Annotated in this window: 10 protein-coding genes; 9 read left to right on the top strand and 1 reads right to left on the bottom strand. The window is 62.1% G+C overall.

Translation table 11 applies throughout. From position 1 onward, the window contains the following. Positions 1-6: 6 nt before the first annotated feature. The 5 genes from BR24_RS11280 to BR24_RS11300 all read left to right on the top strand — a co-directional run bounded on the left by BR24_RS11280 (position 7) and on the right by BR24_RS11300 (position 4634). Positions 7-1452 carry a sensor domain-containing diguanylate cyclase gene (locus tag BR24_RS11280; RefSeq protein WP_496541583.1) on the top strand — a complete coding sequence of 482 codons (1446 nt, stop codon included), beginning with the start codon at positions 7-9 and terminating at the stop codon, positions 1450-1452. A gap of 74 nt (positions 1453-1526) precedes the next feature. Continuing rightward, a complete protein-coding gene (locus tag BR24_RS11285; RefSeq protein ID WP_496541584.1) occupies positions 1527-2687 on the top strand; it encodes an MFS transporter in 1161 nt (386 codons plus the stop codon). Continuing rightward, complete coding sequence (locus BR24_RS11290) at positions 2684-3628, top strand: Lcl C-terminal domain-containing protein (RefSeq protein ID WP_496541585.1); 945 nt, start codon at positions 2684-2686, stop codon at positions 3626-3628. Before BR24_RS11285 ends, BR24_RS11290 begins: the two co-directional genes overlap by 4 nt. Positions 3629-3672: 44 nt before the next feature. After that, positions 3673-3819: a hypothetical protein gene (locus tag BR24_RS11295; protein WP_496541586.1), complete on the top strand. Its 147-nt coding sequence runs from the start codon at positions 3673-3675 to the stop codon at positions 3817-3819. A gap of 89 nt (positions 3820-3908) precedes the next feature. Beyond that, positions 3909-4634 carry a tetratricopeptide repeat protein gene (locus BR24_RS11300; protein WP_496541587.1) on the top strand — a complete coding sequence of 242 codons (726 nt, stop codon included), beginning with the start codon at positions 3909-3911 and terminating at the stop codon, positions 4632-4634. Positions 4635-4650: 16 nt separating this feature from the next. Here BR24_RS11300 and BR24_RS11305 read toward each other — a convergent pair whose 3' ends face one another. Then, positions 4651-6402 carry a chloride channel protein gene (locus BR24_RS11305; RefSeq protein ID WP_496541588.1) on the bottom strand — a complete coding sequence of 584 codons (1752 nt, stop codon included), beginning with the start codon at positions 6400-6402 and terminating at the stop codon, positions 4651-4653. Between the two features lie 181 nt (positions 6403-6583). On the opposite strand from BR24_RS11305, the gene BR24_RS11310 reads away from it, so the two are divergent. The 4 genes from BR24_RS11310 to BR24_RS11325 all read left to right on the top strand — a co-directional run bounded on the left by BR24_RS11310 (position 6584) and on the right by BR24_RS11325 (position 11371). Then, positions 6584-7102, top strand: a complete 519-nt coding sequence (locus tag BR24_RS11310; RefSeq protein WP_496541589.1) for a hypothetical protein — start codon at positions 6584-6586, stop codon at positions 7100-7102. Between the two features lies 1 nt (position 7103). Then, the gene (locus BR24_RS11315; RefSeq protein ID WP_496541590.1) at positions 7104-8417 is read left to right on the top strand and encodes an L-cysteine desulfidase family protein; all 1314 of its coding nucleotides are present in this window, start codon (positions 7104-7106) and stop codon (positions 8415-8417) included. Positions 8418-8824: 407 nt separating this feature from the next. Continuing rightward, positions 8825-10429 carry a SulP family inorganic anion transporter gene (locus BR24_RS11320; protein WP_496541591.1) on the top strand — a complete coding sequence of 535 codons (1605 nt, stop codon included), beginning with the start codon at positions 8825-8827 and terminating at the stop codon, positions 10427-10429. Between the two features lie 510 nt (positions 10430-10939). Then, a complete protein-coding gene (locus BR24_RS11325; RefSeq protein WP_496541592.1) occupies positions 10940-11371 on the top strand; it encodes a hypothetical protein in 432 nt (143 codons plus the stop codon). The last annotated feature ends 20 nt before the right edge of the window (positions 11372-11391 follow it).

Consider the following 11391-nt stretch of genomic DNA (forward strand, 5'->3'; position numbering starts at 1 on the left):
TCGACGATGAAGCACTCCGACGGCACACACAACGGCATCGACGCAAGCGCGTTGCTTTCCGCCGTTGCCGCCGGAGCCGAAGACCTCGTCAACGGACAGGGCTGGCCGGGAGGCGTGGACACCGTGCTGGCCGAACTCGGCCGCGTCACCGGCGTGAGCCGTGTCTGGATATTCCAGACCATCCGCGTGACCGAAACCAGCGTCGTTCAGGATTACATTTTCGAGTGGGCCTCCGCCAAACGGTATGCCCAGATCGGCATGCCGCAGTTCTCCATGTTCAGCAGTTCGCTGGAACTTCCCGAATACCGGGCCGTGGTGGATGGCCGCATTCGCGGTGAAGCGTACAAGACCCTGCCCCACGCCATGGAAGACTCGTGGCTGCGGGAAACGCTCGTCCAGCAGGGCATCCGCTCCATGCTCACCATCCCCATTCTGGTTGAGGGAGCTTGGTGGGGGACGCTCGGCTTTGACGACTGCGAACGCGAATACGACTGGTCCGAGACCGAGATAGCCCTGCTCAAGACCGCGGCACAGCTCATCGCCAGCGCGGTCATCAGGCAACGGCTTTCGGAGCGGCTCCAACAGTTCGACATCCTCAAGGTACTCACTGACAGCGCCGCATGGTCCTGCGACCTGCGCACGGGCCGCGTCTGGTACACCACGGAACTGACCGCGCCGGAAAGCACGGGAACCGTCTCCTGCAACATCCGGGGGGCCCTGGCCTTGCTGATGCCGGAGCACGCGCGGGCAGTGGCGGCACGCGCGCGGGAGCTGGCCGACTCGTACGCGACCTCTTTCCGCATGGACGTGCAGCTTCGCTCCCGCAACGGGCAGGGGCGCTGGGTGGAGCTGATCGGCAACGTGAACCGGGATCGGAAGGGCAAACCCACGCACCTCTCAGGCATCGCGGTGGATATCCGCACCCGAAAGGACCGGGAAAACCGGCTGCTGGAACAGGCGGAGACCGATGCCCTCACCGGATGTCGAAACCGGCACGTCTTCGAGAAGGCGTTGAGCGAGTCCTTCGAAAGCTCCCGGATTACCGGATCGGACCTCTCCCTTCTCATGGTGGACATCGACCACTTCAAGCAGGTGAACGACACCTACGGCCACCCCGTCGGCGACTGCGTCATCCGGCACCTTGCAGACCTCATGGGCAGCATCTGCCGTCGGCAGGACCTGCTCGCGAGAGTTGGCGGCGAGGAGTTCGCCGTGCTCATGCCGGACACCGGCATGGAGGAGGCGGCCACCGTGGCGGAACGCCTGCGCTCCACCGTGGAGTGCTCGGTCATCCCGTGCGAGCCGGACTCCCTTCGCATAACGGTGAGCATCGGCTTTGCGTCTCTGAGCTCGCTGACCGAAAAGACACCCACGAACCTCTTTCACGCCGCAGACAAAGCGCTCAACAGCGCCAAGCACGACGGCCGCAACCGCATCCGCCGCCCCCGCTGACGCTGCCGGGGTTTCCTTCCGGACCGAAACCAAGTACATTCCCCCCTTCATTACTCATCGGGACGGAAACACCCTTGCGCAAACTCTACCTCGACAGAAACCTCCAGTACGTCTTCAGCGTGACGCTCATGGCAATCCTCGGCGTCTCAAGCATCATCCCCGCCCTGCCGGACATCATGCACGGCCTCGAGATCGGTCCCGTGGGGATCGGTCTGGTCATCTCCGTCTTCACGCTGCCCGGAGTCATCTTCTCGCCGCTGGTGGGCATTCTGGCCGACCGTATGGGCCGCAAGCGTGTCCTGATTCCTTCACTCTTTCTCTTCGGCATCTCCGGCGCTGCCTGTTTCTTCGCCCCGAATCTGCACTCCCTGCTGATTCTGCGATTCCTGCAGGGTAGCGGGGCGGCCCCGCTCGGTGTGCTCTACGGGACCATCATCGGCGACCTTTATGAAGGGCGGGAACGGGCCGCGGCCATGGGCTACAACGCCGCCGTGCTCTCCATCGGCACCGCCGCCTTCCCCGCCGTGGGCGGCCTGATGGCCATGATCGGCTGGCGCTGGCCCTTCCTGCTGCCGCTGCTGGCCATCCCCGTGGGCCTGGCCATCGCCTCGGGCATGAACACCCCGGAACCGCGCACCAAGGAGAAGCTCGCCAGCTACCTGAAAAACGCCCTGAGCCAGATGCGCTCGCGCAACGCCTTCGGCCTGTTCTGCTGCACCCTGCTCACGTTCACCGTCCTCTACGGTCCCATAGTGACCTACCTGCCCATTCTGCTGGACCACCGCTACCACGCCTCCCCGGCCGCCATAGGCATGATCTTTTTCGCCTCGTCCATGATCACGGCGCTGGCCTCTTTCCAGATCGGCAAACTCTCCGACCGGTTCGGCCCCCGCACGCTCATCGCCGCCGGCGGCGTCTGCTACGCCGTGTCCATGCTCGGGCTGCCGCACATGCCGGGCTTCTGGCACAGCATCGCCCCGGTGACCTTCTTCGGCCTCGCGCAGGGGTTGACCATTCCCACCGTCATGACCATGCTCTCCAGCATGGCAGGGATAGAACAGCGCGGAGCGTTCATGGCCGTCAACGGAACCATCCTGCGTACAGCGCAGACGCTGGCCCCCATGCTCATGGGCGGCATCTTCGCGGCCTTCGGCATGGAAGCCGTGTATCTGGGCGGGCTGCTTTGCGCGCTGGGCATCGTCATACTGGCAGTCTTCGTCATGAGGAAGCTATGAAGTACCTGAACACCGGACAGACATTCTGCGCCGACGAGAACGGCGCGCCCGTGGACTGCGACGGCTCCGGGCAGGACGCCGAGTTCGCCCCCGGCCGTCCGTGGCCCGAACCGCGCTTTGAACGCGACGGGGAAACCGTCCTCGACAGGCTCACCGGCCTGACATGGCTTGCCAATCCCAATTTCACCGACTTTCCTCTCACTTACGAGGAGTGTCTGGAGGCCGTGCGCGAGCTTGACGCCTCCCGTCCCGGCGGATGCAGCGGCTGGCGCATGCCCAACCGGCGCGAAATGTTCTCGCTGATATCCTTCAATGACCGTAAACCCGCCATCCCGGCAGACCACCCTTTCGACAAAGGGCCGCTCGGCTGGTACTGGACCTCCACCCCCAGCGCCATGCAGCCCGGATACCAGTGGTACGTACACACCGAGGGCGGGCGCATGTTCTACGGCAGGCGCGACGGCTACTGCCTCGTCTGGCCCGTGTGCGGCACGAGCGACGCGCTCGCCGACACCGGCGCGGACGACGCCGCCACCGGAGCCGTCTGGCCCGAGCCACGATTCAAGCCGCAGGGCGACACCGTGCTTGACGAACTTACCGGGCTGGTCTGGACAGCATCCGCCGACCTGACAGACGGTCCCTGCTCGTGGAAAGAGGCCCTCGCCGCAGTCAGTACCCTTGAGACGCCCCCCCCCGAAGGTCACTCCTCCTGGACCCTGCCCACCATCCGCGAGCTCGAATCTCTGGTGGACGCGTCCCAACACTCACCCGCCCTTTCACTCGGGCATCCTTTCGACGACACGCGCGAGGCCTACTGGTCCTCCACCAGCAGCTCCTTCGAGCGGGACTGGGCCATGTGCCTCTACCTGCACAAGGGAGCGGTCGGCGTCGGCTTCAAGAAGGACGCCGGGTTCCACGTATGGGCAGTCTCCCGACCCTAATTTCCCCGCTCCGCCTGCCGATAAGAAGGAAAAGGGAGGCCGCCATGAACACCATGCGCTCACGTCTGCAACATCGGCTGAATCCGCTGCACGTCTACTGCAGGCTGCGAGATTTCGGCATCTGCGACCCTGCCGCCCACCGCATCAGCATCTGCTGGGAACGCCTGATATACCGGCTGGTGCTGGCCTGAGACATTCCCGCACGCGCCGTCGGAGCTTGACAGACCAGCCCCGTATGCGTCTAATCGGTATTTGACACAATTGCACCCGGAGGAAACACGTGTCGGAATACCCCAGGATACTCGGCGTCTTTTCCCGCAGTCAGGCTGAAGACATCGGCAGCGGCGGCACCCAGCGGAAGCATGAGGGCCAGACCTTCTGGTACGTGCGCCGTCTGGACGAAGAGACCTTCGAGGTTCAACCGCTCAATGCCAGCCACGTCCCCTCCGGCGTGAAGACCATGGTCCCCCGTCTGGAATTCCTGCATCATTACACTCCGGAACCCGACTACTACCGCATGCACACCGTGCCGGCGCTGGAATCCCTTGCCCGCAAGCTGCGCGAGGGGGAGCGCTACTTCAGCCTCGGGATGCTCGACGAGGCCGAGCTCAAGTTCGTCAAGGCCCTGATGATCGACGACCTCAACGTGGACGCCAATTACGGCCTCGGCAAGGTGTACTCGGAAAAAAAGGACTACGAGAAGCTGCGCAAGGTGGTGAACACTCTGATGGGAATCGAGGGCGCCTTCAGCTTCGAGCACCGCAGACAGCTCAACGAGTTCGGCATGAACCTGCGCAAGAACGGCCACTTCGACGAGTCCATCCGCTATTACTCCAAAGCGCTGGAACACAACCGGGAAGACGAGCACCTGCTGTTCAACCTCGCCCGTGCCCACTGGGACCGTGGCAACACCATAGAAGCGCAGGACGCCCTGGAAAACGCGCTCAAGCTCAACCCCGAGTTCGCGGAAGCGAAAAAGTTCCTGAACTACTGCCGCAGACAGTGACCCGCACGGCCACGCATCAGCCCTCCTCGGAAAGCTCCTGCCGCACCAGCTCCTGCCCGTAGGCCGAATTGATGGCGCTCTCCGTGAGAGAGCCGATGAGCCTGCCGTCCGCATCCACCACGGGAAGCTGCGAAACGCCCTTTTCCGTTATGAGGTCCAGCGCGGTCTGAAGCGTATCCTCCATGTGAACCGTGGCAAGGCCGGTAGTGCAGATGTCCTTGGCTATGAGCAGGTGCAAAAGCCCTTCCTCGTGCAGCACGGGCCGGATGTCGCGGAATGAGATTATGCCCTTGAGCATCCCTTCTTCGTCCACCACGTGAAGGTAGGACGCGTTCTCCGTCTTGAAAGTCCAGACGATGGACTCCAGCGTTGCCCCCTCGCTCACGGTGACCACGTCCTCGCTCATCATTTCCACCACCAGCATCTTCCTGAGCACGTTGCGCACGCGGCCGCCCGTCAGATCTATGCCCTTCCTGAGCAGCTTGATGGTGTAGATGCTGGCCTTGCTGATGGACGAGTTCAGCACCAGCGCCGTGATGCAGGTCAGCATCAGCGGGAGAATAATGGAATATGAGCCGGTCATCTCGAAAATGATCAGGATCGCGGTGATCGGCGCATAGGTTGTCCCGGCCACGAGACCGCCCATCCCCACCAGCGCGTAGGCTCCGGGCGATGCGGTCACGCCGGGGAACATCATGTTCATGAGGCTGCCGAAGGCGCCGCCGGTCATGGCCCCGATGAACAGCGAGGGGGCGAAAATGCCGCCCGAGCCGCCCGACCCCAGCGTCAGGGACGAGGCCAGAATCTTGACCCAGATGAGCGTAAAAAGCATCACGAAGCCCATCTGGTTGGTCAGCGAAAGGTTCATGGCGCCGAAGCCCACACCGAAGCTCTCGGGGCAGAAAATGACCAGCACGCCGAGCATGGCGCCGCCCACCGCGGGCTTGATCCACTCCGGCATGAACCGCAGGCCTTCGAAGCCGTCCTCGAAAGCGTACAGAATGCGCGTGAAGCTCAGGGCTATCAGCCCGGACGCCACGCCGAGGAACGGGTACATGAGGTATTCCCACGGGGACACGACCGCGTAGTGCGGAATCTCGAAGGCCGGGAAATTGCCGAAATAATAGCGGGAGATTGCCGTGGCCGTCACCGACGACAAGACCACCGGAGAGAACGAGGTCATGCCCCAGTCGCCGATGATGATCTCGAGCGCGAACAGAACGCCGGCGATGGGCGCGTTGAAGGTGGCCGCGATGCCCGCCGCCGCGCCGCAGCCGATCATGGTGCGCATGTGTCGGCTCGGGACCTTGAACACCTGCCCGATGCTCGAGCCGATGGACGAGCCGATCTGCACCATGGGCCCCTCGCGGCCAACCGAGCCACCCGACCCGATGGTCACCGCCGAGGCGAAAATCTTGGCGGCCGCCACGCGCTTTCGGATGACGCCGCCGCGCAGGGCGATGGCCTGCATCACCTCCGGCACGCCGTGTCCCTTGGCTTCGCTGGCAAAGAAATGCACCACCAGCCCCACGATCAGCCCGCCGAGCGCAGGCATGGAGATCTTGGCCCACATGGGGATTTCATGGGCGTACTCGAGAAACTCCCCGGAGTGCTGATAGAACAGCCACTGCATGGACTTGAGCAGATACTTGAAGAGAATCGCCCCGTAGCCCGAAAGCACGCCGATGAGAATGGCGAGCATCAACTGGGTCAGGTCACGGTTCAGAAACGGTTGCTTGCGCTCGGTCGGTGAAGGGACGTTCGTCATCCGGCCTCCGGTTCGGTTCTCCCTGCCGGCGGAAAAGGACGAGACAGACTCATCCCTCCGGCAGTATTTCCCTTTTACCCGCTCCGGCCGTTCATTGCAACGCACGCCTGTAAACCTTGTGCCACGGTGCCAAAAAAGGTAATCAGGCTCCGACAAAACAACGCACACAAGGAGAACGACCTTGCCGAAATACGAAATGGAAAAACTCGAAGCCACGCCGGAGTTCGACTTCTTCATGTTCGCCGAACTGACCGGCGAGACCCGCATCGATCAGGACCTGCTTGACGAATTCGCTCCGCGCTGGGACGACTGGGTCAAGAAGCTCAACGCCTACAAGCTCACCAACACCGAAGGGGATAACGGCTACATTCTCGTTTTCCTCGACTCTGACGTGGACGAAGAGATCGACTACATCTGGAACGACTCTCCGGCATTTGCGCTTTCCTTCCACAACCTCGCCGTCTGCATGGTCATGACCGCCGCACGCGGACTGGTGCCCGAACTGGAGCAAGGCGCCTGCGCCCCGCTGCCTCGCGCTCCGGAAGGCGTCAAGGATGCCACCGGAGAACTCGGCATCGAGTGGAAGGACGACAACACCATCAACCGCAAATACGCCGTGTTCACGCCGTTCCCCTACTCCGGAGGCTGCGCCGTGTGCACCATGAGCGAGACCTGTCCCAACTCCACCGTGAGGCAATAGCATGGGCTACACCGTCAAGGACCTCCTGCGCCTTGAAGTGGTGCCCGCCCTCGGCTGTACCGAGCCGGTCGCCATCGCGCTGGCCGCGTCCGCCGCGTCGTCCCTGCTGCCCGAACCGTGGCGGCGGCTCGAACTCTGGCTGGACCCCAACGTGTACAAGAACGGCCTCGCTGTCTCCATTCCCGGTACGGACGGCCTTTCGGGCCTCGATCTGGCCGCGGCGCTGGGGGCCTCCTGCGGCCTCCCCGAGCGCAGGCTGGAGGTCCTTGCCGAAGTTGATGAGGACTGCGTCGCCGCAGCCCGCGAGGCCGCTGCCGACGGCCGAGTGGACGTCACCCTCATGCCGGACGTCCGGGGCCTCCATGTGCGCGCAAAAGCCATCTCGGCCAACCACGAGGCCGAGGCCTTCATCGAGGGCCTGCACGACAACATCGTCGCCCTCTCCCTTGACGGAAAGGAAGTGGAAAGCCCGCTCATTGTCCCCGGCTGCACCCCCGGCGGCTCGTCGCGCATCGACGAACTCGAGAGCTGGCTGAAGACGCTGTCACTGCGCGAACTCGTGGCCCTGCTGGACCAGCTCGACGACGAAGACTTCGACTTCCTGCAAGAGGGCGTGGACATGAACCTCGCCCTTGCCGAACAGGGCCTCAAGTTCGGCATGGGGCTCGGCGTCGGCAAGACACTGGAGCGTCTTGTACGCCAGCAGCTCATCAAGAAGGACATGATCCTCGCCGCGAGGATGCTGACATCTTCGGCTTCCGACGCACGCATGGCCGGAGCGCCCCTGCCGGCCATGAGTTCCGGCGGCTCGGGCAACCACGGTCTCACCGCCATCCTGACCATCTGGGCCGTCAAGGACTACCTCGACGTGACCCCGCGGCAGGTACTGGAAGCCGTGGCCCTCTCCCACGTCATCACCGCCTACGTCAAAGCGCACACCGGCAGGCTCTCCGCCGTCTGCGGATGTTCGGTGGCGGCAGGCGCCGGAGCCACTGCGGGCGTGACCCATCTCCTCGGCGGTGACGTGCGCCATATCGCCGGAGCCATCAAGAACCTCATGGAAGACCTCGCAGGCATCATCTGCGACGGGGCCAAGGCAGGCTGCTCCCTGAAGCTCGCCACGGCTGCCGGAACCGCCGTGCAGGCCGCACTCTTCTCCCTGCAGGGCGTCAACGTCCACTTCACCGACGGCATCATCGGCCAGTCGCCCGAAGACACCATGCGGAACGTCGGCACGCTCTCCACCGAAGGCATGATCGCCACAGACCGGACCATCCTCAACATCATGCTGGAAAAGAAATTTACCGACGTCTGATCCACCAAGGCACAGCTCACCAAAAAGGCGTCATCTCTCGAGATGTCGCCTTTTTTGGGTTCTCACAACCAGAAAACGAATCAAATTGCGCCCGGCAGCCCTCCTGCGCCGAAATGTCGCCAAGACCACCGCCCGGCCTCGGCCATCCTCCAGCCGAGTTATGTGTTGACGCCGTCCAATATATCGGTCATTAGAGTCGCCGCCTGAGATTTCGTCATATTTTATGGCCCAGTTCGAGGTTCCTGCTTTCAGCCCTTCGTCCGACTCCCCATAATATACGTCCCCGTTTCAGCCGAGAGCCCTCACGGCTCCCCCTTATGCATTCGCACCGGGTTATTCCCGGTGCCTTTCCTGGTGTCGGAAGTTGCCGACATCGCGACCTCTTTACTGTTTCTCAAAGGATTTTCATGGAAGCGAGCCCCTCTTTTGTTGCCAAGTCCGAAGGCAGCGCCCTGACCGATATCTTCTCCGGATCCGCAGTCGCTCTCGCCCTTATTCCCGAAGCCGTCGCCTTTTCCTTCGTCGCCGGCGTCTCCCCCATGGTCGGCCTGTACGGCACGTTCATGATGTGTCTGATCACCGCCGTGCTGGGCGGACGTCCGGGCATGATCTCCGGCGCCACGGGCGCCATGGCGATTGTCATGGTCGGCCTCGTTCAGGAAGGCAACGCGCTTGGCGGAGCCGGCTCCCATGCCGGATTGCAGTACCTGTTCTTCACGCTGCTGCTGGTCGGTGTTTTCCAGATGCTCGCAGGCATTTTCCGGCTCGGAAAATTCATACGCATGGTGCCCCGTTCCGTCATGATGGGCTTCGTCAACGGCTTGGCCATCGTGATCTTTCTGTCCCAGCTGGAGATGTTCAAGTCCGGCGGCGAGTGGATGCAGGGGCAGCCCCTGTGGACCATGGCCGCTCTCGTAGCCCTGACCATGGTGCTCATGTACGCCGTGCCCAGAATCTACAGCAAAGCCCCCAGCGCCCTCATTGCCATCCTCTCTGTCTCCCTGCTCGTCATCTTCACTGAAATCGACACCCAGACCGTCCTTTCCTACATCCAGTCCAACGGCGGCACCGGCATCGAGGCAGGACTCCCGACCTTCGCCCTCCCTGTCGTTCCCTTCACATGGGAAACCTTCGTATTCATAACCCCGTACGCGCTCATCCTCTCGGCCATCGGACTCATCGAGTCGTTGATGACGCTGTCGCTTATCGATGAATTGACGGAAACCCGAGGTTCCGGAAACCGGGAATGTCTGGCACAGGGAATCGCCAACTTCGTCAACGGCCTGTTCGGCGGCATGGGCGGGTGCGCCATGATCGGACAGAGCATCATCAACATCACCTCCGGCGGTCGCGGCCGCCTCTCCGGCATCGTCGCGGGCTGCGCCCTGCTGGTTTTCATCCTCTTCGCATCACAATACATAGAACAGGTCCCCATCGCCGCCCTCGTCGGCGTGATGTTCATCGTTGTCATCAAGACATTTGCCTGGAGCACGTTCAAAATAATGAACAAGATTCCCAAATGGGACGTACTGGTGATCGCGCTGGTAACCGCGCTGACCGTCAAGTACGACCTCGCCATCGCCGTCATCTGCGGCGTCATCATCTCGGCCCTGATCTTCGCCTGGAAAAACGCCCTGCGCATCCGCGCCCGCAAGGTGATCGATGAACACGGCATCAAACACTACCAGATATACGGGCCGCTCTTCTTCGCCTCCACGGAACTCTTCCTCAGCAAGTTCGACGTCGCCAACGACCCGGACGAAGTCATCATCGACTTTGAGGAATCCCGAATCATGGATCAGTCCGCCATCGAAACCATCAACAAACTGGCAGCCCTCTACGACAGAGCCGGAAAATCCATCCACCTCTGGCACCTGAGCAAAGACTGCATCAGACTCATCAAAAAAGCGGAAAAAATCTGCGTCGTGAACGTGCTTGAAGACCCAGACTATTTCGTCAGCATCGACGACTACCGACAATATCAAGAAAAACTCGCCTCCGAAGCCTTGTAAACGAGGGCACCTCCGGGGTGCAGGGGCTCCGCCCCTGCACCCCGGCAAAGGGGCGGGACCCTTTGCAATCCCCGGGTTGTCAGCGGGGTTGCAGCGCAAGGGTCATGCGGCCGCATACACCGCATCCATGCTGTAGCCCCGCTGACGGGATTTTGGTGCCGTGCGTCTCGGCTAACGGACGCCCTTAGCCATGGTCAGTCCCCTTGAAGTTTCGTCAGCCCATGCACGACTGCCCCCTGAATTCCCAGCAAAGTGCTTTCTCCCGTCTACCAAGTACCGCAGCAACTGCCGATCGAGGCATAGAGGCACTCGCCGAGCATAGCGATGGCCCAAAAGCGCAGTTTTTGTCTTCTTGTATCTGCGCAGCAGAGAGGGAGGACGGCCGACAGGCCGCCCCCCGCAACTCGGGCGAAGAAAAAATCCTCCGGCAGGCCGCCACCCGACGAAATCTTGACGGAACGTCAACGGAAGGGCATGAAGGCGTGACCTCGAAATCACAAGGGAGATTCCATGTCCGAAAAGAAAACCAATCCCCGTTCCTACGAGGATACGATCGCATCCGACATCTTCCACGCGCTGGAAGCCGCCCGCGAACAGGGCACTGACATCGATGCCGGCTTCGACCACTCGCCCATGGGGGTCGGCGGCGCCGAAATCTATTATATGTTCTACTCCAAAAAGGCGCTGAACGAGACCAAGATGCCCACGGCGCTCAAAAAACGGCTCGGCCTGTACAACGTGCTGGCTTCCATCATGCACGGCGACAAACCGCTTGGCGTTTTCCTCGTATGCAGCCTTCACGTGAAGTTTTCCGAGATCAAGGAAGAGTCGCAGATCCGCAAGGCCATCCAGAAGAAGGACGTCTATCGCTTCAAGGACATGTTCGCGGATATCGTGCGCCAGAACATGCAATACCAGCCGGGCACCGAACCGACGCAATAACGGTGCGACATCAAGGGCAA

The organism is Pseudodesulfovibrio halophilus DSM 5663 (genome assembly GCF_059568665.1).

Coding starts and splice junctions, on each gene's coding strand:
- BR24_RS11280 (WP_496541583.1), top strand. CDS start 7: ATGAAGCACTCCGACGGCACACACAACGGCATCGACGCAAGCGCGTTG.
- BR24_RS11290 (WP_496541585.1), top strand. CDS start 2,684: ATGAAGTACCTGAACACCGGACAGACATTCTGCGCCGACGAGAACGGC.
- BR24_RS11295 (WP_496541586.1), top strand. CDS start 3,673: ATGAACACCATGCGCTCACGTCTGCAACATCGGCTGAATCCGCTGCAC.
- BR24_RS11305 (WP_496541588.1), bottom strand. CDS start 6,402: ATGACGAACGTCCCTTCACCGACCGAGCGCAAGCAACCGTTTCTGAAC.
- BR24_RS11315 (WP_496541590.1), top strand. CDS start 7,104: ATGGGCTACACCGTCAAGGACCTCCTGCGCCTTGAAGTGGTGCCCGCC.
- BR24_RS11320 (WP_496541591.1), top strand. CDS start 8,825: ATGGAAGCGAGCCCCTCTTTTGTTGCCAAGTCCGAAGGCAGCGCCCTG.
- BR24_RS11325 (WP_496541592.1), top strand. CDS start 10,940: ATGTCCGAAAAGAAAACCAATCCCCGTTCCTACGAGGATACGATCGCA.